22 protein-coding genes are annotated in these 25,813 nt (G+C 70.7%); 10 read left to right on the plus strand and 12 right to left on the minus strand.

The features are described 5' to 3' along the window. Positions 1-67: 67 nt before the first annotated feature. A complete protein-coding gene (locus FGD71_RS27345) occupies positions 68-259 on the minus strand; it encodes a hypothetical protein (protein WP_119103194.1) in 192 nt (63 codons plus the stop codon). A 173-nt stretch (positions 260-432) separates the two neighbouring features. On the opposite strand from FGD71_RS27345, the gene FGD71_RS27350 reads away from it, so the two are divergent. From FGD71_RS27350 to FGD71_RS27365, 4 genes are all read left to right on the plus strand, one after another. After that, positions 433-3,231 carry an ATP-binding protein gene (locus tag FGD71_RS27350; RefSeq protein ID WP_140935952.1) on the plus strand — a complete coding sequence of 933 codons (2,799 nt, stop codon included), beginning with the start codon at positions 433-435 and terminating at the stop codon, positions 3,229-3,231. 283 nt (positions 3,232-3,514) lie between these two features. After that, positions 3,515-5,740, plus strand: a complete 2,226-nt coding sequence (locus FGD71_RS27355) for an acetate--CoA ligase family protein (protein WP_119103196.1) — start codon at positions 3,515-3,517, stop codon at positions 5,738-5,740. Positions 5,741-5,807: 67 nt separating this feature from the next. Beyond that, the gene (locus tag FGD71_RS27360) at positions 5,808-6,683 is read left to right on the plus strand and encodes an enoyl-CoA hydratase/isomerase family protein (protein WP_119103197.1); all 876 of its coding nucleotides are present in this window, start codon (positions 5,808-5,810) and stop codon (positions 6,681-6,683) included. Positions 6,684-6,734: 51 nt separating this feature from the next. Next, complete coding sequence (locus FGD71_RS27365; RefSeq protein WP_119103198.1) at positions 6,735-7,352, plus strand: flavin reductase family protein; 618 nt, start codon at positions 6,735-6,737, stop codon at positions 7,350-7,352. Positions 7,353-7,443: 91 nt separating this feature from the next. On the opposite strand, the gene FGD71_RS27370 is transcribed toward FGD71_RS27365, so the two are convergent. Beyond that, a complete protein-coding gene (locus FGD71_RS27370) occupies positions 7,444-8,754 on the minus strand; it encodes an MFS transporter (protein ID WP_119103199.1) in 1,311 nt (436 codons plus the stop codon). Between the two features lie 71 nt (positions 8,755-8,825). Between FGD71_RS27370 and FGD71_RS27375 the strand changes: the two genes are divergently transcribed. Continuing rightward, positions 8,826-9,830 (plus strand): GlxA family transcriptional regulator, encoded by a 1,005-nt coding sequence (locus tag FGD71_RS27375; protein ID WP_119103200.1) that lies wholly within the window; start codon positions 8,826-8,828, stop codon positions 9,828-9,830. Positions 9,831-9,837: 7 nt separating this feature from the next. Here the strand turns inward: FGD71_RS27375 and FGD71_RS27380 are convergent, their stop codons facing one another. Further along, complete coding sequence (locus FGD71_RS27380) at positions 9,838-10,887, minus strand: Zn-dependent alcohol dehydrogenase (protein WP_119103201.1); 1,050 nt, start codon at positions 10,885-10,887, stop codon at positions 9,838-9,840. A 54-nt stretch (positions 10,888-10,941) separates the two neighbouring features. Continuing rightward, positions 10,942-11,856: an SDR family oxidoreductase gene (locus FGD71_RS27385; protein WP_119103202.1), complete on the minus strand. Its 915-nt coding sequence runs from the start codon at positions 11,854-11,856 to the stop codon at positions 10,942-10,944. A gap of 102 nt (positions 11,857-11,958) precedes the next feature. On the opposite strand from FGD71_RS27385, the gene FGD71_RS27390 reads away from it, so the two are divergent. Continuing rightward, complete coding sequence (locus FGD71_RS27390) at positions 11,959-12,894, plus strand: cyclase family protein (RefSeq protein WP_119103203.1); 936 nt, start codon at positions 11,959-11,961, stop codon at positions 12,892-12,894. Positions 12,895-13,302: 408 nt separating this feature from the next. Here the strand turns inward: FGD71_RS27390 and FGD71_RS27395 are convergent, their stop codons facing one another. From FGD71_RS27395 to FGD71_RS27410, 3 genes are all read right to left on the minus strand, one after another. Continuing rightward, on the minus strand, positions 13,303-13,767 hold the full coding sequence (locus FGD71_RS27395) for an ATP-binding protein (RefSeq protein WP_119103204.1): 465 nt from the start codon (positions 13,765-13,767) through the stop codon (positions 13,303-13,305). A 502-nt stretch (positions 13,768-14,269) separates the two neighbouring features. Continuing rightward, positions 14,270-15,163 carry an acyl-CoA dehydrogenase family protein gene (locus tag FGD71_RS27405; RefSeq protein ID WP_119103206.1) on the minus strand — a complete coding sequence of 298 codons (894 nt, stop codon included), beginning with the start codon at positions 15,161-15,163 and terminating at the stop codon, positions 14,270-14,272. A 10-nt stretch (positions 15,164-15,173) separates the two neighbouring features. Next, positions 15,174-16,328, minus strand: coding sequence for an acyl-CoA dehydrogenase (locus tag FGD71_RS27410; RefSeq protein WP_119103207.1), 1,155 nt, complete (start codon positions 16,326-16,328; stop codon positions 15,174-15,176). Between the two features lie 157 nt (positions 16,329-16,485). Here FGD71_RS27410 and FGD71_RS27415 point away from each other — a divergent pair, with 157 nt between their 5' ends. After that, positions 16,486-18,018 carry a class I adenylate-forming enzyme family protein gene (locus FGD71_RS27415; protein ID WP_119103208.1) on the plus strand — a complete coding sequence of 511 codons (1,533 nt, stop codon included), beginning with the start codon at positions 16,486-16,488 and terminating at the stop codon, positions 18,016-18,018. Here the strand turns inward: FGD71_RS27415 and FGD71_RS27420 are convergent. Both FGD71_RS27420 and FGD71_RS27425 read right to left on the minus strand, forming a co-directional pair. After that, positions 18,002-18,514: an EF-hand domain-containing protein gene (locus FGD71_RS27420; RefSeq protein WP_119103209.1), complete on the minus strand. Its 513-nt coding sequence runs from the start codon at positions 18,512-18,514 to the stop codon at positions 18,002-18,004. The two genes, FGD71_RS27415 and FGD71_RS27420, sit on opposite strands and share 17 nt — an antisense overlap. Positions 18,515-18,779: 265 nt before the next feature. Beyond that, positions 18,780-19,154: an STAS domain-containing protein gene (locus tag FGD71_RS27425; RefSeq protein WP_119103210.1), complete on the minus strand. Its 375-nt coding sequence runs from the start codon at positions 19,152-19,154 to the stop codon at positions 18,780-18,782. Positions 19,155-19,533: 379 nt separating this feature from the next. Between FGD71_RS27425 and FGD71_RS27430 the strand changes: the two genes are divergently transcribed. Beyond that, positions 19,534-20,115, plus strand: coding sequence for a sigma-70 family RNA polymerase sigma factor (locus FGD71_RS27430; protein ID WP_119103211.1), 582 nt, complete (start codon positions 19,534-19,536; stop codon positions 20,113-20,115). After that, on the plus strand, positions 20,112-21,542 hold the full coding sequence (locus tag FGD71_RS27440; RefSeq protein ID WP_181359286.1) for a zf-HC2 domain-containing protein: 1,431 nt from the start codon (positions 20,112-20,114) through the stop codon (positions 21,540-21,542). The genes FGD71_RS27430 and FGD71_RS27440 overlap by 4 nt, the downstream gene beginning before the upstream one ends. Positions 21,543-21,560: 18 nt before the next feature. Here the strand turns inward: FGD71_RS27440 and purU are convergent, their stop codons facing one another. Together purU and FGD71_RS27450 are read right to left on the minus strand one after the other, a co-directional pair. Next, on the minus strand, positions 21,561-22,445 hold the full coding sequence (gene purU, locus FGD71_RS27445) for a formyltetrahydrofolate deformylase (RefSeq protein ID WP_119103217.1): 885 nt from the start codon (positions 22,443-22,445) through the stop codon (positions 21,561-21,563). Positions 22,446-22,582: 137 nt separating this feature from the next. Then, entirely contained in the window at positions 22,583-23,083 is a 501-nt protein-coding gene (locus FGD71_RS27450) for an SCO4402 family protein (RefSeq protein WP_119103213.1), read from the minus strand. A gap of 117 nt (positions 23,084-23,200) precedes the next feature. On the opposite strand from FGD71_RS27450, the gene FGD71_RS27455 reads away from it, so the two are divergent. Continuing rightward, positions 23,201-24,484, plus strand: a complete 1,284-nt coding sequence (locus tag FGD71_RS27455) for an ABC transporter substrate-binding protein (RefSeq protein WP_119103214.1) — start codon at positions 23,201-23,203, stop codon at positions 24,482-24,484. A 60-nt stretch (positions 24,485-24,544) separates the two neighbouring features. On the opposite strand, the gene FGD71_RS27460 is transcribed toward FGD71_RS27455, so the two are convergent. Beyond that, positions 24,545-25,813, minus strand: a 1,269-nt coding sequence (locus FGD71_RS27460; RefSeq protein ID WP_119103215.1) for a hypothetical protein, incomplete at its 5' end; no start/stop codon positions are given.

The raw sequence follows: 25,813 nt of genomic DNA on the forward strand, positions 1-25,813 counted from the left end.
GATGGCTGGTCAGGGCTTACGCCCTGACCAGCCATCACTGATGCGTGGCTCTAGACGGTTTTCGCCGTCACTTGCCGGTCGCGGCTCGCCAGATACCCGTGAGGATCGGCCGCCCCGCGATGACCCATGCCGTCTGCGCGACCGCTGCGGCGGTGCCGCTGGCGGCCCCGAACGGTCGGACGTCGTTGATCAGCTGGCCGGTGACCGTCGGCACGGGCGGCGGGGCCGGGGGCATCTGCCCGGTGTACAGGTTGCTCATCGTGGACCCTTTCTCTCTTTCCATCCCGCCCGAACGAGCGAGCGCGGTACAACTCTGGCGGGATGGGTGGATTGGGGATATCGGTAGATTCCCTAGTCCCTGCGGGAGCGGCCCTCGATCGGCCACAATCGTGACGCGGTGTATGAGCATCGACACGGACGGTGGTTGTTTCCTTGGGGGATGTCGCGATGACGCCTGGTCATGGGCAGCACGGACTGCTTTCGCGTGCGGAGGAGCAAGATCGGTTACGGCTGCTCCTCGCCGACGCCCGTCGAGGTCGAAGCGGGCTTCTCATACTGCGCGGCGAGCCGGGGGTCGGGAAAACCGCATTGCTGGAAGAGGCGGTGACCGAGTCCGCGGGGATGCTGGTTCTACGGGCTACGGGAATCGAAATGGAAGCCGAACTTGCCTTCGCCGGCCTCGGTGAACTCGTCCGCCCCCTGGAGTCTCGGGTCGACCGTCTGCCGACGCTCCAAGCGCGCGCTCTGCGCACCGCCCTGTCACTGGAGGATGGGGAACCACCAGACCGGTTGACGTTGGGAGCCGCCGCGTTGACGCTGCTCACCGATGCCGCAGCGACAGGACCTGTGTTGGTCGCAGTGGATGACGCGCACTGGATGGACGAGGCCAGCGCCCGTGCGCTGCTCTTCGCTTTCCGGCGTCTACAGGCCGAGGGCGTGGCCGTGCTGGTCACGGCGCGAGACGGCGAGCGTTGTCTGTTCACCGAGGCCAACCTGCCGACGCTGACCCTGGCCGGCCTGAATCCCGCAGCCGCGGCCGCGCTGGTACAGCGGGTCGTTGACGTAGCGGCCGACAGCGAGCCGTTCAAACGGCTGTACCGGGAGACCGCCGGCAACCCACTGGCACTGCTGGAAGCCGCGCCTGCTCTGTGCGACTCCGGATGGGCGGCACAGGAACCGGAAAGTCCCCTGCCGGTGGGTCCGCGTCTGACTGCCGCCTATGCAACTCGCTTGGCCGCTCTGCCCGAGCCGGGTCGCCGCGCGGTGACGGTTGCGGCAGCCAGCTTCACCGAGGACGCCGTGGTCCTGATCGAAGCACTTCATGCCCTGGCACTGGATGCCGAGGTGTTACAGGCGCTTGAGGCTGCAAAGGTCCTCAACCTGTCCGGCGGCAAGGTGAGGTTCGTGCATCCGCTGCTTCGCTCCGCCGCGTACCACCTGGCGGCACCCGAGCTGCGACGAGAATCTCACCGGGTCCTGGCCGGTGCGCTCACCGACCGGGACGGCTTGGTGGACCGTGACCAACGCAGTTGGCATCTCGCTGCCGCGGCGGCCGGCCCAGACGTGACCGCGGCTGCCGCTCTGGCTGACACCGCTGCGCGTGCCCGCGACCGTGGCGCCCTGCCCGCCGCACTCCGAGCTTACGAGCGTGCCGCTGAACTCACGTCTTCTCAGTTCGATCAGGGCCGCTACTTACTGGCCGCCGCCGAGGTGGCCCAGCTTGCCGGCAGAGGGGACCAAGCATTGGTCTTGGCTGAGGCGGCGACGAACACCACGGACGACGCCACGGTACGTGCCGACGCGGCTGGACTGCGCAGTCAGGTACTGCTCGTCCGCCAGCCACCACGCCGTGTCCACGACCAGCTGGTGGATATGGCCGCCGGGCTGGAAGCGACCCAAGCGGTGCCCTTGCTGGTCGCTGCCGCGGGAGCGGGATGCATGGGCGGCGCCATCCTCCAGGCCCGAGCGACCGCGGACCGGGCCGGCGCTCTGGCCCGCAACGGCGAAGCCGTCATCTTTGATCATTCCGCGGCCGTGCTGCGGGCCCACACGATGATGCTCGCCGGTGAGCGCATTGATGCAGCCACGGTGTTCAGTTCTTGCGAGCAGTTCCTCACCGACACCGACCCGCTCTCCATCGGCATCGAGGTGACGAGCTTCTCCGCAATGGACCTCATGTGGCTCGAGCGGTTTCCGGCGGCGCGGACGTTGCTGGAACGGGCTGTACGATGCGCGCGCAAGATCGGCGCCTGCGAACGGCTCGCCCCGTATCTGACCGTGCTGGCCGAGACGCAACTGCGTACCGGTTACTGGGACGACGCCTACGCTCTGGCAAGTGAGGGAGCCACGCTCGCCGGTGAGACCGGACAGCCCGTGCTCCAGGCCTACGCGATTTCCACGTTGGCCCGGATAGAGGCCGCCCGAGGACGAGCCACGCAGTGCATCGAGCACGCTCGCCAGTTTCGTGGACTCCTTGACAGCCGGGGTGCGGATCTGGTCAGCCCCTACATCGAGGCCACACTCGGTCTGCTCGAACTGGGCACCGGCAGGGAATCCGAGGCCGCTGCCCGTCTGGATGAACTTCAGCAGCGTGTCCGCGATTTGGGGCTGAGAGAACCGACGGTGTTGCAGCACCAGCCCGATTTGATCGAAGCGAACCTGACCGCCGGTGACCGCTCCGCAGCCCAGGCGGCTCTGGCCGAACTGCTGGACCAGGTCCAGCAGGCGCCTTCGGCGTGGGGACACGCGGTGAGTGAGCGATGTCGAGGGCTTGTCGAAGCCGATGAAGACGCCTATCACAAGGCGCTACAACTCCACGCGCACCTACCGGATCCCTTCGCCAAGGCCCGCACCGATCTCGCCTACGGGCGATTCCTGCTCAGGAAAAGGAAACGCGGTGCCGCCCGTCGGCCTCTCAACGCCGCCCGGCAGGTATTCGAGCGGCTCCGCGCCGATCCGTGGACCGCAGCCGCCGAGAAGGAACTCCGAGCGGCCGGCTTCAAGACGCCCACCCGCCCCGGCCATGCACCGGTCGCTCTGACCGAACGAGAGACGCAGGTAGCAGTCCTCGTCAGCAAGGGCCACACCTCTCCCGAAGTGGCCGCCGCGTTGTTCTTGTCGACCAAGACGGTGGAGTACCACCTCAGCCGCATCTACGCCAAGCTTTCCGTACGATCCCGAACCGAACTCGCCGGTCGCCTGGCCGTCAACCGTGACCATCCGCATGAGTGACACCTGGATGTCTTCGGATGTCTTCACAGCGCCGGCGGGCAGGCCCGCATCGCAGCGCACGCTGGAGGGTCAGGGCATCACTCACACGGGTATAGCTGAGATTGTGGGTAGACGCAGGGCGCCTCAGCCGGGAACCCGGCGTCAGCGTTGAGGCCCTGCACCACGCCCCGCACCACATGCCCGCCACAAGTTCTTTGCGCGCAGACCAGTTCCTGACGTGGCGTCAGTTCAGTAATCTGACACTGCGTCAGTTATTGGCAGTCACACAGGAGCGGGCGGACCGATGCTTGGATCAACCCACGGCACCCTCACCACCGACTCCCGCCGGGCCCGGGTCATCGCCTGCGGCGAGCAACCCGCGCCTGCCGTGCACGGCAGGCCCGCGGCCACCGACGACCTCGACGTCAGCGGCCGGGCGCTGTACGCCGGCGTTCCCGAACTGGATCGCTTCTTCCGTCCCCAGTCCGTGGCCGTCATCGGCGCCTCGGACACCGAGGGGCGGCCGAACACCGGTATCACACGGCAGTTACTCACCTGGGCCGAGCGGGTCGGTGCCCGGCTGCACCCGGTGCACCCCACCCGTCAGTCCGTCTTCGGCATACCCTGCGTCCCTTCTGTCGCGGACCTGCCCGAACAGGTCGATCTGGCCGTACTGCTGGTCTCCGATCCCCTTCCCGTGATCGAGCAACTCGCCGAGGCCAAGGTGAAGTTCGCGGTCGCCTTCGGCTCCGGCTTCGCCGAGACCGGAGCGGAGGGTGCCGCCGCGCAGGCCCGCCTCGCCGCCGCCGTGGAGTGCTCCGGGCTGCGGCTGCTGGGTCCGAACACGAACCTCAACGCCTTCGAGAAGTTCCGCGACGACCTGGACGGACCCGCGATCGCGCTGATCACACAGTCGGGACACCAGGGGCGTCCCGTCTTCACGATGCAGGAGCTGGGCGTACGGCTCTCGCACTGGGCGCCCACCGGCAACGAGGCCGACCTGGAGACCGCCGACTTCATCTCCTACTTCGCCGAGCAGCCGGAGGTCGGCGCCATCGCCTGCTACGTCGAAGGACTGAAGGACGGCCGCTCCTTCATGCTCGCCGCCGACCGGGCCGCCCGGCGCGGCGTCCCCGTCGTCGCGGTCAAGGTCGGCCGCACCGAGACCGGCGCCCGGACCGCCGCCTCACACACCGGCAAGCTGACCGGCGCCGACGCGGTGGTGGACGCGGCGATGCGACAGTACGGCGTGATCCGCGTCGACGGGCTCGACGAACTCCAGGACACCGCCGCCCTGCTGGCGCGCGCCCGCACGCCACACGCGGACGGCGTCGTCGTCTATTCGATCTCGGGCGGCACGGGCGCGCACTTCTCGGACCTCGCGGCCGAGGCGGGGCTGCGGCTGCCCCGGCTGTCGGACGCCAAGCAGGCCGAGCTGCACCAGTGGATACCGGAGTACCTCGACGTCGCCAACCCGGTCGACAACGGCGGGCACCCCGTGGGCGACTGGCGCGGTCGCAAAATCATCGACGCGATCCTCGACGACCCGGCGGTCGGCGTGCTGATCTGCCCCATCACCGGGCCCTTCCCACCGATGAGCGACCGGTTGGCGCAGGACCTGGTGGACGCGGCGGAGCAGACGGACAAGCTGGTGTGCGTGGTGTGGGGATCGCCGGTCGGCACGGAGGCCGCGTACCGCGAGACGCTGCTCGGCTCCTCCCGCGTCGCCACCTTCCGTACCTTCGCGAACTGCATCACGGCGGTCCGCGCCCATCTCGGCCATGCGCGGTTCACCGCCTCGTACCGCTCCCCCTTCGACGAGGCACCGCGCACGCCCTCGCCCTCCTACCGCAAGGCGCAGGCGCTGATGCGGCCGGGACAGCAGCTGAGCGAGCACGCGGCGAAGCAGCTCCTGCGGGCGTACGGAATCCGCGTACCCCGCGAGCAGTTGGTGACCAGCGCGGCGGCGGCCGTGCGGGCGGCCGGGCTCGTCGGCTACCCCGTCGTGATGAAGGCCTCCGGCGCGCAGCTCGCCCACAAGACCGAACTCGGTCTGGTGAAGATCGGGTTGACCTCCGCCAGCCAGGTCAGGGACGGCTATCGAGAGCTGACCGACATCGCCCGCTACGAGGGGGTGTCGCTCGACGGGGTGCTGGTGTGCCAGATGGTCGAGCCCGGCGTCGAGATGGTCGTGGGCGTCACGCAGGACCAGCTCTTCGGGCCGACCGTGACGGTCGGGCTGGGCGGTGTCCTGGTGGAGGTGCTGCGGGACACGGCCGTGCGCGTGCCGCCGTTCGGCGAGGATCAGGCGCGGGCCATGCCGGGCGAGCTGCGCGGGCGGGCACTGCTCGAGGGGGTTCGTGGGCGTCCCCCGTCCGACGTCGACGCGCTGGTCGAGGTCGTGCTCCGGGTCCAGCGCATGGCCCTGGAACTCGACGGGGAACTGGCGGAGCTCGACATCAACCCGCTGATGGTGCTGCCCCAGGGGCAGGGGGCCGTCGCGCTGGACGCGCTGGCGGTGTGCCGCTGAGGCCGAAGCCGCCGCCCTCAGCCGATGCCACAGCCCCGCGGCCGCGCGTACGAAATGGAGCACCTTCATGCCCGACTCCCCCCGTGCATCCCGTACATCCCGCATATCCCCCACAAACCGTGCACCCCGGGAGTCCTCCGACTCCCGTCCCTCCCTCGAGTCATTGGTACTGCACGCCACTGACAACCAGGTCTCCCGGATCACGCTCAACCGCCCGGAAGCCATGAACGCCATCACCTCCGACCAGCGAGAACGTCTGATTCAGCTGCTTTCGGAAGCCTCCGCCGATCCGGACGTACGAGCCGTCGTGATCGGCGCGACGGGCCGCGGTTTCTGCGCGGGCGCCGATCTGCGCGGCGGGCCGCCCTCCGGCGAACGGGTGGCCGGGGACGTGGCCCGTGTCATCCGTCTCGGCGCCCAGCGCCTGATCGCCGCGGTCCTCGACTGCGAGAAGCCGGTGATCGCCGCGGTGAACGGCACCGCGGCGGGCATCGGCGCCCATCTCGCCTTCGCCTGCGACCTTGTCCTCGCCGCCGAACCGGCCCGGTTCATCGAGGTGTTCGTGCGCCGTGGCCTGGTCCCCGACGGCGGCGGCGCCTACCTCCTCCCCCGCCTGGTCGGCCCGCAGCGAGCGAAGGAGCTGATGTTCTTCGGGGACGCGCTCACGGCCGCGGACGCGGAACGCCTCGGCCTGGTCAACCGCGTCGTCCCGGCCGAGGAGTTGGACAAGACGGCCCGCGAGTGGGCCGAACGCCTCGCCTCCGGCCCGACCCGCGCCCTCGCGCTCACCAAGCAACTGGTGAACGCGTCACTGGACGCCGACCGCCCCACCGCCTTCGCCGCCGAGGCCGCCGCCCAGGAGATCAACATGACGACGGCGGACGCGAAGGAGGGTGTGGCGGCGTTCGTGGAGCGCCGGGGGGCGCAGTTCAGCGGCCGCTGAGCAGACCACCCCTTCCTATCTGACGAACCGTCAGCTTCAATGGGAGGCGTGATGGGACACGCAGGGATGGCCGCAGCCGCCGTCCGTTACCTCAGGTCGGCCGGGTCCGCCACCGTGGCGGGGCCCGTCGAGGCACTGCCGCGTCCGGAGCTGCGGGCCGTCGGCGACGACGAGCGGGCGCCGGTCGACCAGACCGAATTCCGCCGCGTACTGGGCCACTTCGCGACCGGCGTGACCGTCGTGACCGCACCCGCCGCCGAGGGCGAGAACGGCCCCGCCGGCTTCGCCTGCCAGTCCTTCTCCTCCCTCTCCCTCGACCCGCCGCTGATCGCGTTCATGGTCGCGCGCACGTCGACGACATGGCCGCGGATCGCTCGCGCGGGCGTCTTCTGCGTGAACGTCCTGGGGGCGCACCAGGGCGAGTTGTGCCGTGGGTTCGCGGTGAGCGGGGCGGACAAGTTCGCGGGCGTCGCCTACGACGCGGCGCCGGTGTCCGGGTCGCCGCGGCTCGAGGGAGCGCCCGCGTGGATCGACTGCACGATCCACGCCGTGCACACCGGCGGTGACCATCTGATCGTGGTGGGGCGCGTGGACGCCCTGGGGACGTCCGGGGACGGTGACGCTCCGCTGCTGTTCCACCGGGGGCGATTCGGGCGGTTCACCGTATGACACCGAGCGGCGTCCGCCACACGATCGAGTGCACTCGGTTCGAACCACTCGACCGCGCGAGCTGAACCGCCTCCCTGTCTTCCTTCAGCGGTCAGGCAAGAGCCACCCTCGCCACCGGCTTCCTCCGGATCACCAGCGCCATCAGCGCAGCCGCCGCGCACAGCGCGCCCGAGGCGTACCAGACCACGTCGTACGAGCCGAAGGTGTCCCGCGCCACGCCGCCGAGGAAGGCGACGAGTGCGGCGCCGACCTGGTGCGAGGCGAGGACCCAGCCGAAGACGATCGCGCTGTCGTCTCCGTACTGTTCGCGGCACAGGGCGAGGGTCGGCGGGACGGTGGCGACCCAGTCCAGGCCGTAGAAGACGATGAAGAAGACCATCGGGAGCTGGACCGAGGGCGCCAGCAGCATCGGCAGGAACAGCAGGGACACACCGCGCAGCGCGTAGTACACGGCCAGCAGTCGCCGCGGGTCGAAGCGGTCCGTGAACCAGCCGGAGGCGATCGTGCCGGCGACGTCGAAGACGCCGATGACCGCGAGCAGCGACGCGGCCGCCGTGATCGGCATGCCGTGGTCGTGGGCGGCGGGCACGAAATGCGTCTGGATCAGGCCGTTCGTCGACGCGCCGCAGATCGCGAAGGTGCCGGCCAGCAGCCAGAAGGGGCCGGTGCGGACGGCCGAGAAGAGCACCTTCACCGTGCGGCGGGCCGCACCGGGCACGGGCTCGGGCTTCGGCACGAACTCCTTCGCCCCGTACGGCTTCAGCCCCACGTCCGCCGGATGGTCGCGCAGCAGCAGCCATACGAAGGGGACGACCGCGAGGGCCGCCAGCGCCACCGTCACGGCGGCGGGACGCCAGTCGTGCTCCGAGACGATCCACGACAGCAGCGGCAGGAAGATCAGCTGGCCGGAGGCGGAGGCCGCCGTGAGGATGCCCGTCACCAGGCCGCGCCGCTCGGTGAACCAGCGGTTCGTGACGGTCGCGGCGAACGCCAGCGCCATCGAGCCGGAGCCCAGCCCGACGAGCAGGCCCCAGCACAGCAGCAGCTGCCACGCCGCCGTCATCCACACGGTCGCGCCCGAGCCGAGCGCGATCACGCCCAGGGCCGCCGCGACGACCCGGCGGATACCGAACCGGTCCATCAGCGCGGCCGCGAACGGCGCGGTCAGCCCGTACAGCGCGAGGTTGATGGACACCGCGAGCCCGATCGTGCCGCGCGACCAGTGGAACTCCTGGTGCAGCGGATCGATCAGCAGGCCCGGGAGGGACCGGAAGGCCGCGGCGCCGGTGATCGTCACGAAGGCGACGGCAGCCACGAACCATGCGCGGTGCACGCGCGTGCGGCGCCGCCTGCTGTCTGTCTGGGGCTCCTGAACTACTGAGGCTTCGGTCGTCTGAGTCACGTCATAGAGCTTCTGCGCTGCGATTACCGCAAACGAGTGGCCCGAAGGACAGCATTCGCTAGGATCGGGCCATGAGCGGTTATCAGGCCCGGCACCGCGTCGTCGTCCTCGCCCTCGACGGCCTCCTCCCCTTCGAACTGGGCATTCCCCAGCGGATCTTCGGGCGTGCCCGGAACGCTGACGAGCAGATGCTGTACGAGGTCGTCACCTGCTCGATCCGGCCGCCCGGCCCGGTGGAGACGGATGCCGACTTCGCCGTGCTCGTCGAGAACGGTCCCGAGGCCCTGGCCACGGCGGACACGGTCGTCGTGCCGTCCTCGTACGAGCTCGGCCCGGTCTTCGACGAGGGCGTACTCACCGGCGAACTGGCCGCCGCCCTCGCCCACATCCGCCCCGGCACCCGGCTCGTCTCCATCTGCACCGGCGGGTACGTCCTCGCCGCCGCCGGATATCTCGACGGCCGCCCGGCGACCACGCACTGGTACCACGCCGAGCATTTCCAGCGGCTCTTCCCGAAGATCAAGGTCGACGCGGACGTGCTCTTCGTCGACGACGGGGACGTCCTCACCTCCGCCGGTGTCGCCGCCGGCATCGACCTGTGCATCCATCTCGTACGCCGCGACCACGGCTCCGCCGTCGCCAACGACGTGGCCCGTCGCACCGTCGTACCACCCCACCGTGACGGCGGGCAGGCCCAGTACATCCAACGCCCCGTCCCCGAGCCGCAGGTGGCCACGACGACCGCCGCCCGCGCCTGGGCGCTCGGCCGCCTGCACGAACCGATCCAGCTGCGCGACATGGCCGAGCAGGAGTCCATGTCCGTACGCACCTTCACGCGCCGCTTCCGCGAGGAAGCCGGGATCAGCCCCGGTCAGTGGCTCACCCAGCAGCGTGTCGGCCTCGCCCGCCACCTCCTCGAGTCGACCGACCTCTCCATGGACCAGGTGGCCCACGACGCCGGCTTCGGCACGGCCCAGTCGATGCGACAGCACCTGCAGGCGGCGCTCGGGGTCACACCGACCACGTACCGGCGTACGTTCCGCTCGGGCACGCTGGCCGTCGGCGGCGGGAGTTGAGCGCCGGTCAGAAGGTCAGCACTCCGCGCGCCACCCTCCCCGCCTCCGCGTCCGCCGCCGCCTTCTCGAAGTCCTCGACCGGGTAGGTCTCCGTCACCAGCTCGTCCAGCAGGAGGCGGCCCTCGCGGTACAGCCGCGCGTACAGCGCGATGTCGCGCTGCGGGCGTGACGAGCCGTAGCGGCAGCCCAGGATCGACTTGTCCAGGTACATCGACGAGACGAGGAAGGACGCCTCCGCCGTGGCCGGGGGAACGCCCAGGAGAATCGCCTGGCCGTGGCGGTCGAGGAGGTCGATGGCCCGGCGGATGAGTTCGACGCGGCCGACGCACTCGAAGGCGTGGTCCGCACCCGTCGGGAGGATGTCCCTGACTCCGTCCGTCGCCGTCAAGAAGTGCGTCGCGCCGAACTGCCGTGCCGCCGCCTCCTTCGCCGGATTGGCGTCCACCGCCACGATCGTCGACGCGCCCGCGATCCGGGCGCCTTGAATCACGTTCAGCCCTATCCCGCCCGTACCGATCACCACCACGCTGTCCCCGCGGTCCACCCGCGCGCGGTTGAGGACCGCGCCCACCCCCGTCAGGACCCCGCACCCGATCAGCGCGGCGGAGGACATCGGTATGTCCTCGGGGATACGGACCGCCTGTACCGCCTTCACCAGCGTCCGTTCCGCGAAGGCCGAGTTGGAGGCGAACTGGTACAGCGGCTGCCCGGCCCGCGTGAACGGCTGCCGCGGCATCCCGATCGCCTTGCGGCACATGGTGGGCCGCCCCCGGTCGCACTCCGCGCAGGCACCGCAGTTCGCGAGGGTGGACAACGACACATGATCTCCGGGCCCCACATGGGTGACGCCCTCCCCCACGGCCTCGACCACACCCGCGCCCTCGTGCCCGAGCACCACGGGAACGGGGAAGGGGATGGTCCCGTCCACCACCGAGAGGTCGCTGTGGCACAGCCCCGCCGCGGAGACGGCCACCAGCACCTCTCCCGGCCCCGGATCCCGGATCTCCAGGTCATCGGCGACCTGGACCTGCTTCCCGTCGAAGATCACGCCCCGCATGGTGTTGCCCCCTCTGCCCCGAACCCGGACTCCACGGCTCCCGCTCGCCTTCCCCTACGCGTTGGGCCGCCCCTTCTCCCCCGCGGCGCGGGCCATGGCCTCCACCTGCGCCAGCAGCGGCATCGGGTCCACGCCCACGCTCCCCGGCAGGAAGTCCGCGATCCGCTCCGGAGTCCAGCCCGCCCCTTCCGCATACGCCGCCCGCAGCTCCCGAGGCTGTGCCCACACCGCGATCTTGGGCCCGGCGATCGTGTAGACCTGCCCGGTGATCCCCTCCTGCTGAGCGCGAGAGGACAGCAGGTACACCACCAGCGCGGCCACGTCCTCCGGCTCGCCGATCTCCTTCAGCTCCATGGGGACGTTCGCCGACATCCGCGTACGCGCGACCGGCGCGACCGCGTTCGCGGTCACCCCGTACTTGTGCAGGCCCAGCGCGGCGCTCCGCACCAGCGAGATGATCCCGCCCTTCGCGGCGCTGTAGTTGGCCTGGGAGACGGATCCCTGGTGGTTGCCGCTGGTGAAGCCGATCAGCGAGCCCGAGCCCTGTTTGCGCATCACCGCCGAAGCCGCCCGGAAGACCGTGAACGTGCCCTTCAGATGGGTGGCGACCACGGGGTCCCACTCCTCCTCGGACATGTTGAACAGCATTCGCTCGCGCAGGATCCCGGCCACGCACACGACCCCGTCGAGCCGCCCGTACGACGACAGCGCGACGTCGACGACCCGCTGTCCGCCCGCCATGCTCGAGATGTCGTCGGCGACCGCGACCGCCTCACCGCCCGCCGCCAGGATCTCCTTCACCACCGCGTCGGCGACGTCACTCGTCGGCGAACCGCCGTCCACCGACACCCCGTAGTCGTTGACGACGACCCGCGCCCCCTCGGCGGCCGCCGCGAGCGCGACGGCCCGCCCGATCCCCCGCCCCGCTCCGGTCACGGCGACGACCTTGCCTGCCAAGAAGTTCCCCACACCGGCCCCTTCCCGTCCCACAGTTTCTGACGGACCGTTAGATTCGGTTCGTCAGATTCTACGACCCGTCAGATACCTGGAGACAAGCCCCGGGGAGGACCCATGTCACTGCCGACGCTGCATCCGGAGTTCCGCGACATCGCCAAGCGCGTCAACAACTGGGGCCGCTGGGGCGCCGACGACGAGATCGGCACGCTGAACCTCATCACCGACGAGGTCGTGCGCGAGGCCGCCGCGAGCGTGCGCACGGGGCGCCGCGTCCCCCTCGCCCTCCCCCTCCAGCAGGACGGCGTCCAGACCGGCCTCATGCCCGGCCGGGTCAACCCCCTGCACACGATGGTGCAGATCAACCAGGAGATCTTCGGTCCGGGCACGGTCGCGTGCAGCGACGACGCCGTGACGATGGGCCTCCAGGCGGCCACGCACTGGGATGCCCTCACGCACGTCTCACACTCGGGAATGATCTACAACGGCCGTCCGGCCGCCGGCATCACGGCGCACGCAGGCGCTGAGTTCAGCGGCATCGACAAGCCCCGGCACATCGTCTCGCGCGGCATCCTCCTGGACGTGGCCCGCGCCCACGGCACCGAGCGCCTGGACGGCGGCCACGCGGTCACCCCGGAGGACCTGGAAGCGGCCGAGGACCTCGCGGGCACCCGCGTCCGCTCCGGCGACATCGTCCTCGTGCGCACCGGGCAGATCCAGCTCTACCTGGCAGGCGACAAGCACGCGTACGCGCACCCCTCCCCGGGCCTTTCCGTCCGCACCCCGGAGTGGTTCCACGCACGCGATGTCGCGGCGGTCGCGAACGACACCCTCACCTTCGAGGTGTTCCCGCCGGAGATAGAGGACCTGTGGCTGCCCGTCCATGCCCTCGACCTGGTCGAGATGGGCATGCTCCAGGGTCAGAACTGGAACCTCGAAGAGTTGTCCACAGCCTGTGGAGAAGAAGCCCGCCATACGTTCCTGCTGTCGGCGATGCCCGAACCGTTCGTCGGCGCCACGGGAACCCCCGTGGCGCCCGTCGCCATCCTCTGAGCATCGGCCGGCGAGGCATCGATTGGCGGCGCGCCTCTGCTCGCCCCCGAGCACGGCACCGCGCGCCGCCATCCGGCTCCGGCGCACCCACCCTGCCCTGAAGGGCCCGACGCCGAACCACGACCCGCACTCGCCGAGGGGTACCGTCACCGGCCCCTCGACGTCCCCTCGCGGCGAATCGCCGACCACAAGCGTGATCAGGCGAACACGTTACGTCAACACCCGTTCGGGGATTCGCGACTTAAGCCCGATTCGTTACTGCGCGTACGGAAGCACTGCCCGGCGCACTCGATGGCCCCGTTCGCCCGCTTCACGGATTCCGAACGGCGTGCACCGTGCGCGCCGACCGCATGCACCCCGCACGCCGACGGCACGCACCCGTGCGCCGACGGCATGCACCCCGTGCGCTCACACGGCTTCGTAGGCCATGTCCTCGTACGCGGCCGGGGCCGCGTCATACGTGGTCGTGGTCGCGCCCTGGCCCGAACAGCGGTCCAGCTCGCACCAGATCCGCTTGCCGACGCCCTCCGGGTTCCAGCCCCAGCGGTCGGCGAGACCGTCGACGAGCGCCAGGCCGCGGCCGTTGGTCTCGTCGCCGTCCGGACACCGGGGGCGCGGCGGGCGGGCGCTCGTGTCGGCCACCTCCAGGCGGACGGTGGCGGCGGACTCTCCGACCGCACCCGGCAGCGACAGGCGCAGCACGGCCGGACAGCCGGTGTGCACCACGGCATTGGTGACCAGTTCGGAGACGAGCAGGATCAGCGTCTCGGCAAGCGGTTCATCGACTCCTATTCCGGACCGGGCGAGCCTCGAACGGGCCCATCTCCGGGCTCGCCCCACCTCCGTGGGGTCGGGCCGGATCTCCAGTTGCACTTGAAGCACCTGCACCGCTCACACCATCCGATTCGGCGGACACATCGCCTCGCGCCTCGCAAGGGCCACGATCGTGGTCAAAGCAGGGATCACGGAATGTGATTCCCCTGCGTGACAGCATGGTTGACGTACAGTCACCCCAACAAGCGCTTCGGGCATATTCCAGCGCGAAGGAGTACGCGTACGGCATACTGTGCGACGCTCGCCACGGGGAGTCGAACAAGCAGGACCGAGGCTTGATCCTGCCCTGCGAGCGGCGCGCATCGCCGGATCCGGAGCCGCCTCAGGGGCAGCACCGGGATGGCTCGGCCTCAGAACCACTCGCATCCCACACAAGGTACCGGAGCGTGGCACCGACTCCGGGCCGTGACGAGTCACGCATCGGACACAACCCGATATCTACGCTCAGTAATTCCGGTATGCCACGTTCCGCGCCATCCGCCCGTTTGGGTGTGCCACGATCGGCGACAATCGGCTCGGGCGGGAGTTCCTCGGGCGCGCCTCACCGCCCCGCCGGGGACAGCAGGTCCTGCGCGAGCGCTTCCTCGGCGTCCGCCGCGCTCTGTCCGCGCCGGGCCCGCACCCAGGCCCGTTTGAGGTGAAGGTGCACGTCGGACTCCCAGGTGAAGCCCATACCTCCGTGCACCTGGAGGCAGTCGTGGGCGCCCCGCTCCGCGGCTTCGTCGGCGAGCAGGCCCGCCGCCGCGATGTCGAGCGGGTCGGCCGTGACGGCGGCCGCGTACACCGCGCCGCGCGCCACTTCCACCCGCACCAGCATCTCCGCACACAGGTGCTTGACGGCCTGGAAGGCTCCGATCGGCCGACCGAACTGCTCGCGCGTCCGGGCGTGTTGCACGGCCAGTTCGCAGGTACGAGCGGCCGAGCCGAGCTGTTCGGCGGCGGTGAGCACAGCGGCCACGGGGTCCGTCGGCGCTGCCCGCGGCACCCTGTGGAGGGGCGTCAGCGGATCCGCCGAGCGCAGCGCGACCGCTCCCGTCACGTCCCCGCGTACGACGTCCGCCTCGTCCAGCCACTCCACGAGGGTGCCGTCCACGGCCGCGACGACGGTCTCGCCGGTGGCCGCTCCGGGGATCTCGCCCGCCGCGAGATGCGTGGCCACGAGAGGGCCGGGCAGCAGCGCCCGGCCCGCCTCCTCGAAGACCAACACGGCTTCGGGCAGCCCGAGTCCGACCCCGCCGTCCGCCTCGGGGAGCCGCAGAGAGAAGAGGCCCGCCTCGCCCAGCTCCCGCCACAGGGCGCGGTCGAGGCCCGGCGGGCGGTCGGCGCCCTGCGCGTCCACCGCCGCCCGCAGCCGCTCGCGCCCGAAGCGCCCGGCGAGCAGCTCGCGTACGCCCGTCCGCAACGCGCGCTGGTCCTCGCTCAGTTGGAAGTCCATGTTCGGGAGGTCACCGCCCCTTCGGGAGGCCCAGGATCCGCTCGGCCACGATGTTCCGCTGGATCTGGGAGGTGCCGGCCGCGATGGTGTACGAGAGGGACGACAGCCGGTCGAGGGTCCACTCGCGGGACAGGTCGAGCGCCTCCGGGCCGAGGACCTCGGCGGCCGCGTCGTACAGCTCCTGCCGCACGTGCGAGTACCTCAGTTTGAAAACCGAACCCCCGGTCCCCGGGACGCCGCCCGTGAGCTCGGACTCGCTGACGTTCCACTGCGTGAGCCGCCACAGCGCGCGGAACTCGGCGTTCAGCCGGCCGAGCCGCCGCCGGAGCGCGGGATCGTCCCAGCGCCCGTTCTTCCGTGCTTCACGGGCGAGTTCTCCGAGCACGCGCCGGCAGGCCACCACCTCGCCGACGAAGGCCGTGCCGCGCTCGAAGGAGAGGGTCACCATGGTCACGCGCCAGCCGTCGTTCTCGGCACCGACCCGGTTGGCCACCGGTACGCGCACCTCGTCGAGGAACACCTCGGCGAACTCGGTGGAGCCCGCGAGCGTACGCAGTGGGCGGACCGTGATGCCCGGGGCGTCCATCGGCATGGCGAGCCACGAGATCCCTCGATGCTTCGGGGCCCGTGCGTCGGTCCGCACCAGCAGCTCGCACCAGTCGGCGACTTCGGCATGGGAGGTCCAGATCTTGGACCCACTCACCACGTAGTCGTCGCCGTCACGCCACGCGCGCGTGCGCAGGGCCGCGAGGTCCGAGCCGGCGTCCGGCTCGCTGAATCCCTGACACCACACCTCCTCACCGCGCAGCACGGGCGGCAGCCAGCGCGCCCGCTGCTCGGGCGTCCCCTCGGCCGCGATCGTGGGCCCGGCGTGCAGCAGGCCGACGAAGTTGGCCCCTACGTAGGGCGCGCCCGCCTTTTCCGTCTCCTCCAGGAAGATCAGGTGCTGCGTCGGGGTCACCCCTCGGCCACCCGCGTCGGCGGGCCAGTGGAGCCCCGCGTACCCGGCGTCGTACAGCATCCGCTGCCAGCCGAGGTCGTACGCGCGCCGCCCGGGCCAGTCGTCGGGAGACGGCTTCGGGGGCAGTGAGGGCAAAACCTCGGCCAGCCACTGCCTCAGTCGCGCCCGGAATTCCTCCTCCTCGGGCGTGCAGGCGAGATCCACCAGCGGTCCCCTCTCCCACCACCTGCCTGATGGTCCGTCAGAAAACACAGGCTAGCCCCGCACCCCTGGACCGACAAGCGAGAGGGGCCTACGCTCTGCGCACGATCTGACTAGCCGTCAGTTTCGAGGCCGCAGCCGTACAGGGGGATCGATCCTCGTGAACGAGACCGCACACGTACTGGGCGCGTCCGGCACCTTCTGGGAACTCGTCGAGCGCCGCGCCGCGCTCACCCCCGACCACCCCGTCCTCCTCCAGGACGACCGCGCCCTCACCTTCGAGGAACTGCGCTCGGGGGCGGAGCGGGTGGCCGCGGGCCTTCACGACCGGGGCGTACGCCCCGGCACGGTCGTCGCCTGGCAGCTGCCCACGCGCATCGAGACGGTGCTGCTCGCCATGGCCCTGGCGCGACTCGGGGCGGTGCAGTCCCCGGTCATCCCCTTCTACCGGGACCGCGAAGTCGCCTTCGCGGTCCGGGAGGCCGGGGCCGCGTACTTCGCCGTACCGGGCGAGTGGCGCGGCTTCGACCACACGGCGATGGCGCGGCGCATCGGGGCGCGGGGCGTCTTCGAGGCGTACGAGACGCTGCCCGACGGCGACCCCGCGGTACTGCCCCCGCCGCCCGCGAACGGCACGGAGGTGCGCTGGATCTACTGGACCTCGGGTACGACCTCCGACCCCAAGGGCGTGCTGCACACGGACCGTTCGCTGATCGCGGGCGGGTCGTGTCTCGCCCACGCACTGCACCTGTCGGCCGACGACGTCGGCTCGATCGCGTTCCCCTTCGCGCACATCGGCGGCCCGGACTATCTGGTGATGCTGCTGCTGTACGGGTTTCCGGCGGTGCTCTTCGAGAAGTTCGCGCTGCCCGAGGCGCTGGAGGGGTATCGCAGGCACGGGGTGACGGTGGCGGGCGGGTCGACGGCGTTCTACTCGATGTTCCTCGCCGAGCAGCGCGGGCGGCCGGGTGCGCCGATCATCCCCAGTCTGCGGCTGCTGGCGGGCGGCGGGGCGCCGAAGCCGCCCGAGGTGCACCACGCCGTCGTACGGGAGATGGGGGTCCAGCTCACCCACGGCTACGGCATGACCGAGGTCCCGATGATCACGATGGGTTCGCCGGACGACACACCGGAGAACCTCGCGACGACGGAGGGGCGGCCTCCGGAGGGCATGGAGATACGGATCGTGGACGGGGAGGTACGGCTGCGCGGGGAGGCCGTCTGCAAGGGCTACCTGGACCCGGCGCAGACGGCGGAGGCCTTCGACGAGGACGGTTTCCTGATCACCGGGGACCTCGGGCATCTCACGGACAGCGGCCATCTCGTACTGAGCGGTCGCCTCAAGGACGTCATCATCCGCAAGGGTGAGAACGTCTCCGCCAAGGAGATCGAGGACCTGCTGCACCGGCATCCGGCGGTGGGTGACGCGGCGGTGATCGGACTGCCGGACGCCGAACGCGGGGAGCGGGTCTGCGCGGTGGTCGAACAGCGGGCGGGGACTGTGGAGTTGACGCTGGCGGCCGTGACCTCGTACCTGAGCGCGGAAGGGCTGTCCCCGCACAAGCTGCCGGAGCAGCTGGAGGTGGTGGACGCCCTTCCGCGCAACGAGACGCTGCGGAAGGTGCTCAAGTACAAGTTGAGGGAGCGTTTTTCGGGCGCTGCGGAGGCCGCGAAAACTACTCCGGCACCGTGAAGTAGCGGGCGAAGGCGGTCACGATGTCCGGCTCGCTGATGCGGCCGTCCGTGTCCGTGTCGAGCGTGCCGGCCGCCGCGGCGGCGAGGCCCTCGGGGACTCCCAGGACCTTGAGGGCCCGCGCGACCTCGTCGACCGTCGCCGCACCGTCCGCGTCGCCGTCGGCCATGGCCAGCACCGCGTGCAGGAAGGGGCGGGCGATCTCGGCGAACCGGTCCGGGTTGTCCCGCAGCCTCTTCACCGCGCCGTGCACGAACTCCTCGCGGGTGATCCGCTGGTCGCCGTCCCGGTCCGCGATCCCGGCCATGCCCTGCCAGAAGGCCTCGGCGCCGATGTAGACGGCCTGTCCTCTGTCGGACCGGGCCGCCGTACCGAACTCGGCGAGCAGCGCCTTGGCCGCGCCGCTGAAGTCCTCGCGGTCGATATAGCCGTTGCCGTCCTGGTCGAAGGTGGCGAACCGGGCGGCGATCCGTCGCTCGTACTCGGTGCTGACCATGTTTTCTCAGGCCGCCTTACATCAGGTGGGTGCGTCTGGCAGGGAGCGTACGACGCCGAAGGCCCTCCGGGAGCGGGAAATCGACGCTTGCGCCAGGACCGGGGGAATTCCGCGACAACCGTGCCGCGATGTTCTGGGGCGATCAAGCTCTGCGCGTGACAGGGATCACACCGGTGGGAACGCCAGCGGCGGGGCGCCAAGGATGACGGGGATGGCAGTCAAGAAGGGCGCAGGACACGCAAGTCAGGGATGACGCCGGCGAGCATCACGCCGACAGAGGGCTCGACTCGTCGTCCAGAGCCGTGCCGACGTCGGGATAGACGTCGAAGAGCCGGCGGACACCGAGGGCGCCGAGGACTCGGTTGACGTGGGAGCCGTCCACGGCACCGTTGGCGGGAAGGATGAGCCGGAGACGCCCCTGACAGGAGCGGATCAGACGGCGGGCGGCTATGAGGACGCCGACGCCGCTGGAGTCGCAGAAGAGGACTCCGGAGAGGTCGAGCACGAGACTGCGGCGGCCGTCCGCCACCGCGTCATGTACGCGTTGGCGCAATATCGGTGACGTCACCAGATCCATCTCGCCCGCCACGTGGAACACGGCCCAGCCACCCTGCTCGCGGTCGGTCACCTTGAGCGTCACGCGTCTGCCTCTCCCTCGACGATGCCCGCCCCCGAAACGAAAACGGAAGCAACTCCTTCGCTTCCATGTGCGCGGCTGCCCCGCTCTGCCTCCATGAAACACCGGATGTTGAATCGAACCGTGTCCCGGGTGCCCTGTTTCGGTCGTACGCGATCTGATTCGATCGTGTCTGATCGCATCAAGGAAGGGTAGGCGTATGCGCCAGGCGTGCGCACACCGTAATGAAACCCCTACCATCCGCAGCTCCTTCGGGGGCGCACATTGGCACAAAGGGGCGTGCGCCGGCAGGGGTGCCGACTACATTCGGGAGGAAGCCGGAGGCGAGAATCCGGTGGACACAGGGACAGGCGCCGGGCACGAGCAGGGGTGAGGGGGCCGCATGGCCAAGAACGACGCGCCGCCCCGCTGGGACCGCAAGATGCAGCAGCGGCTCGCACGCGGGGAAGCAGCCGCGCTCGGTGAGCTTTATGACCGATTCGCTTCGCTCGTGCACCTTCTCGCCCATCGTGTGCTCAGGGATGAGCAAGCCGCCGACGACATCACCGGCGAAGTCTTCGCCCACGTCTGGGAGAACCCGGACGCGTACGACCCCAAGCAGGGGCCTCTGCGTTCCTGGGTCGCCACGCTGACCCACCGCCTCGCCGTGCAGCGTCTGCGCCAGACCGAGACCGCCGCGCTCGCCCAGGGCGGCCCCGGCACCGCCGAGGACCTGGAGCGCAAGGTGCGCCGCGCCTCGGTGGCGGCCCGCGCCGACTACATCGTCACGGCCATGCCCGTCCCGCTGCGCACGGCCCTGGACCTCGCGTACTTCCAGCGCCGTGACTACCGCCAGGCCGCCGCGGACCTCGGCGTCACCGAGGACGAGGCCCGCCGCCGTCTCCGCCTCGGCCTGCAACTCCTGGCCACCGCCCACGACAGCGGACCGTCCGGGGCACCGCCCGAGTACGGGGGTGCGCGGTGAGCGGCTCGGGCCGATTCGAGGCGTACGACGGACACGAGGAGCACGACCGGGACGGGGACGGGGACGGGTACGGGTACGGGTACGGCCACGGGCACGGGGATCACGACGAGTACGAGGATCACAGGGACGGGAAGGGAAACGGGAACGGGAGGGGGCCCGGGAACGGGAACGGGAGGGGAAACGGTGCCGGGGACAAGCAGGGGCCGCCCGACGAGCCGCCGCGCATCCCCATGCCGCGTTCGTCCGTGGAGGACACGGGACTGCCGCTGCCCGATCCCCCGCCCTCCGCGCCGCCCCCGTCACCGCCCACGGCGCTCGTGCTCGAACACGGGGTGCTGAAGTCGCTGCTCGGTGCCTGGGCGCTGGCCGCGTGCTCGCCGGAGGAGACGACGGCCGTGGAGGAGCACCTCGGCGTGTGCGGTGCCTGCGCGGACGAGGCGCTGCGACTGCGCGAGGCAGTCGGGCTGCTGCACCCGCCGGAGAGCCTCGACCTCGACCCCACGTTGCGCACCCGGGTCCTGGAGAGCTGCCTCGACCGGCGCCCGCCGCGCATCCCGGTGCCCGCGTGGGCCGCCCCGTACGACGCGGAGGCCGCCCGACTCGACGCGCTGCTCCAGGACATCGGCGACGCGGAGTGGCACACCCCCGTACGACTGCGCTGGTTCGAGGGCGACGACCCCACGAGCCGGCGTACGACCGTCGCCGGGGTCATCGCCCACCTGCTGTCCGTCGACGGCCTCGTCTCCCTCGCCCTCGGCCTCGGCGACCCCCTCGGCGAGCTCCCGGCCGGCACGGCGACCCCGGCGGCCCGCACCGAGGCGTTCTGGCGGGCCTCGCATTTCCCGCCCACCCGCTCCGTACGCGCACCGTGGCGCGAGCAGAGCCACACCCTCGTGCGTACGGTGTCGTTCGCGGGCGGCGGATCCGGGCAACTGTCCGTGCCGTACGGCGACTTCGAGCTGCCCCTGCAAGACTCCCTGCTGGACCGGGCCTTCGAGTGCTGGGTGCACGCCGGGGACATCGCGGACGCCGTGGACTATCCGTACGGGCCGCCCTCTCCCGCGCATCTGCACGAGATGATCGATCTCGGGGCGCGGATGCTGCCGGGGGCGCTGGCCGCCCGGCGCCGGGCCGGTCTCGCCGGTCCCGGTCGTGCGCGCCACCTCGTCACGGCCGGAGCGCCCGGCCGCAGCCTGCGCCTGGAGATCGAGGGCTCCGGCGGCGGCGAATGGCTCATCCCGCTCGACTCCCCCGGTGCGCTCGCCTCGGCCGACCACGAAGTGGCCCATGTGGCGCTCGACGGAGTCGAGTTCTGCCGCCTGGCCGCCGGCCATGTCTCACCGGAGGAGGCGGCCGCGGGGCAGAACGGGGACCGGGCGGCGATCAGGGACGTACTGTTCGCGGTGGCTTCGCTGAGCCGGATGTAGACGTAGGGGTGCGCGCGCTCAGGCGAACACGACCGTCCGCCGGCCGTTCAGCAGAATGCGCCGTTCCGCGTGCCACTTGACCGCGCGCGCCAGCGCCTGGCACTCCACGTCGCGTCCCACGGCGACGAGCTGTTCCGGCGTGACCTCGTGGCCCACGCGCTCGACCTCCTGCTCGATGATCGGCCCCTCGTCGAGGTCGGCCGTCACATAGTGCGCGGTGGCACCGATGAGCTTCACTCCCCGCGCGTGCGCCTGGTGGTACGGCTTCGCACCCTTGAAGCTCGGCAGGAAGGAGTGGTGGATGTTGATGATCCGGCCGCTGAGCTGCTTGCAGAGGTCGTCGGAGAGGACCTGCATATAGCGGGCGAGGACGACGAGTTCGACGCCCCTCTCGCGTACCAGCTCCAGCAGCTGTGCCTCCGCCTGCGGCTTGTTGTCCTTGGTGACCGGAATGTGGTGGAAAGGGATGTCGTACGAGGCGACGAGTTCGGCGAAGTCGGTGTGGTTGGACACCACGGCCGCGATCTCGACGGGCAGCGCACCGGTCCGGGCGCGGAAGAGCAGGTCGTTCAGGCAGTGGCCGAACCTGCTGACCATGAGGACGACACGCATCTTGTCCTCGGCGCGGTTGATCTGCCACTCCATCTGGAAGGAGTCGCCGATCGCGGCGAAGCTGGCCCGCAGCTTGTCCAGGCTCACCGGCGGTTCCGCGGAGAAGTGGACCCGCATGAAGAACAGTCCCGTGTCGTGGTCACCGAACTGCTGACTGTCCTCGATGTTGCATCCGGTCATGAAGAGGTAGCTCGACACGGCGTGCACAATGCCCTTTTTGTCCGGGCAGGAAAGGGTCAGGACGTACTGCTCGGTGGCGGGGCCGGTCCCGCGGACGGACTGCTCGTTCATGCCCGCCAGGGTCCCATATCCGCGCCCGAGGGCGGGCATGCGTCCCGTTGGGCGGACGCGGGCCTCAAGCCGGAGGGAACGGGCCTCAAGCCGGAGGGAAGCGTGAGGGAGGTGGGAGGGGGCGGGCGCGCGCCCGGTCAGGCGGAGCGCGTCATGATCTGCAGCACCTCGAGTGTCCGCGGCGGCGCGTCCGGGTCCTCACCGTCGCTCGACGCCATGCGCACATGCGCGTCGCGGGCGGCCCGCACGGCTTCCGGCCAGGCGTGGTGGTCAAGGTAGGCGGAGACGGGTGCGTCGGGCCCCACCTGGTGCATGATCCGCAGCACGCGCAGTACGGCGGTGTCGACGAGCGACGCCTCCTGCGAGTCACGGAAGATCGTGCCGACGTACTTCTCGGCGGACCAGTTGTCCAGCCAGGTGTCCTCGACGAGGCGGTACACGGCGTCGGTGACGTCCCCGTATCCGTCCACGCCCGCGAGCCAGACGTCCCGCTGGAAGGCGGGGTCGGAGAGCATGTGCAGCGCGGAACGCACATTGCTGCGCCAGCGCCACCACGGCATGTCGTTGAGTGGCATGCCGCCCATGGTGGATGAGTGACGGCCGCGACGGGAAGAGTTCTCCGAACCTTGCACGGTCACCGATCGTACGTTCCCTCCGGAACGCCCCGCATCGGCCCCCGCAATTCACCTGTACGTCACCGAGCGTTGACCATGAGGCACACCGTGGTTAGGCATGTGACGGAATCGTGCCTTTCCATGACTGGCAGGCCACGCACCCCCACGGCTCACCTCTCCCGTCCCGTCAGAAACCTCGTGCGGTCCGCGACCGCCCTGGCGGCGGGTGCGTCGCTCGTCGTCGGTTGCGGGGGCGTCCCCGGGGTCACGGGGGGCTCCGGGGACGATCCGGTCACCGTGATGACCTGGGCCCCCGAGGAGACCGGGGCGACCAACAAGCCCGGTATGCCCGCCATGGCGAAGGCCTACGCGCGCTGGATCAACTCCCAGGGCGGCATCAACGGCCGCAAGCTCAACGTCATCACCTGCAACGAACAGAACGACACCGTGGCCGCCGCCGCGTGCGCCCGGCGCGCGGTCAAGAAGAAGGTCGTCGCGGTCGTGGGCTCGTACAGCCAGCACGGCCGTTCCTTCCTCTCCCCGCTGGCGTCGGCCGGCATCCCGTACATCGGCGGGTACGGCGTCACCGACGCCGAGTTCACCAATCCGCTCTCCTACCCCGTCAACGGTGGCCAGCCGGCGCTCCTGGCCGGCCTCGGCCGGGAGCTCGCCAAGACCTGCGGCCCCGTCACCCTCGTGCGCCCGGACACGATCGCCGGCGACGAGATGTCCGTGCTCCTCGACTCCGGGCTGGCCACCGGGGGTCATGCGCCCGCGATCGATCAGCAGGCCGCCGAGGACGCCACGGAGTACGACCAGCACGTCGTGCGGGCACTCGACCGGGCCACGGCCGATGCCCAGAAGAAGGGGTGTGTGGTGCCCGCGCTCGGCGACCACACGGACACCTTCATGGACTCCTTCCGGCGCACCGCCCAGGACTACCCGGCGGTGCGGACCGCGTCCGTGCTCGGCAGCGTCGACCAGTCGGTGGTCGACACCACGGGCCGTACGTTCGAGGGGGCGTACGTCACCGGCTGGTACCCCGCGTCGAGAGACGCGCGCTGGGAGGCGATGCGCCAGGTGATCAACAAAGAGGCCTTCGGCGACAACCGGATCGACGTCGCGGACGCGGGTGTGCAGACCACATGGATCGCGTTCACCGTCCTGAAGAAGGCCGTGGAATCCCTGGGCGACGGCGAGGTCTCCGCGACCGCGGTGCGGCGGACCCTCGACAAGGGGCTGAAAATCAGCACGGGCGGCCTGACGCCGACGCTCAGCTGGGGCTACCAGAACCTGCTCGCGGCGAGCGGCTTTCCGCGGCTGATCAACTCCCATGTGACCTACCAGGTGGTACGCCGGGGCCAACTGGCCGCGGTCCGCAAGGGCTTCACCAACGTGGCGAAGACGCTGGAGAGCGTGAACTGATCATGTCCGGCTGATCCGCTGGGCTGATCCGCTGATCCGGTCACGTCCCGGGACGTCCGATCACAGCTGGGTGGGCTGGCGCTCCGTCAGTCCGTAGGTCTGGGCGATGGAGTTCCAGAGCTTCGCGGCCTTGGCCTTCTGCGTGGTCGCGGTGCCGCTCTCACGATTGCCGGCCTGCGTCTGGTTCGTGGTGCGGGCCTGGCCCTTGCGGCAGCCCTTCTTTCCGGCGACCTGGTCCGCCCAGGCCGCGTAGTGGTTGTCCGCCGCGGCGGAGGCCTTCCAGGCACTGTTGAGCGCGGCCGTCAGCTGGGCGTGGTTCGGCAGCTTGTCGACCGAGAGGGCCGCGAGGCGGGTGACCAGGTCGTTGCGCTGCTTGGCGGCGTTGCGCAGATCGGTGGCGGCCTGGCCGAGGTTGGTGCACGACCGTACGTCGGACACGGCCTTGATCACCGAGTCGCGGCTGTTGTTGCTGTCCGCCAGGAGCTTGTCCAGGGCTACGGCCTGCACCTTGGCCGGGTCGGCGGAGGGGGACGCCGAATCGTCCTTGGTAGGCGACGTCGCGGCCACGGTCTTGTTCCCGTCACCGTCGTCGTCACCTCCGCCGAGGCTGAGCAGGGCGCCCGCGCCGATGCCCAGCGCGGCGATGCCGACGCCCACGGCGGCGATGAGCCGTACGCGGGAACCGGTACGGCCGCCGCTGTCCGCCGCCGCCTCGCGCCGGGCGGCACGTCCGCCGGTCATCGCCGCCGGGTCGACCTGCGGCAACTGCTGCGTGGACGCCACGCCGTCCGCAGACCGGAAGAGGTTGTCGAACTCGGCCGGCGGCTGCCGGTCTCCCGGACCACCCGGCCGTACCCCGTAGGGCGCCACACCGGGCTGTGCGGGCACGTGCGCGATGAGCTGCGTGGCCTCGGCATCGGGATCCGAGGCGGGAGGCATGGGCCCCGCCCCCGACGCGGCGCCGGTTCCTGCGGCGGGCATCGGTCCCGGCCCGCCCCGCCGGACCCGGCCCAGGCGGTGCGTGCTCTCGGGGGACGCCTCGGCCTCGGGCGGCAACGCGCCCGGGCCGACCGGAGGAATGTACTGAGTGGCGCCCTCGTCACCGGGAACCCCGGACGCTCCGGGCGCTCCGGGCGCGACGGGCGGCAGGTACTGGGTCGCCCCTTCATTCATGCCACCGGCCACGGGAGGAAGGGCCGCACCGGCCCCTTCGGGCGGCAGCGGGGCCCCGTGCGCACCCGGCCCGCCCGGCTGCGGCTGCGCGCCGCGCTCGGCGGGGGGACGCGGCACGACCTGGCCGGGCGCGGGCTGGGCGGCACCGTACGCGGC

Source organism: Streptomyces sporangiiformans (assembly GCF_005768555.2).
In the GTDB taxonomy this organism is placed as follows: Bacteria; Actinomycetota; Actinomycetes; order Streptomycetales; family Streptomycetaceae; genus Streptomyces; species Streptomyces sporangiiformans.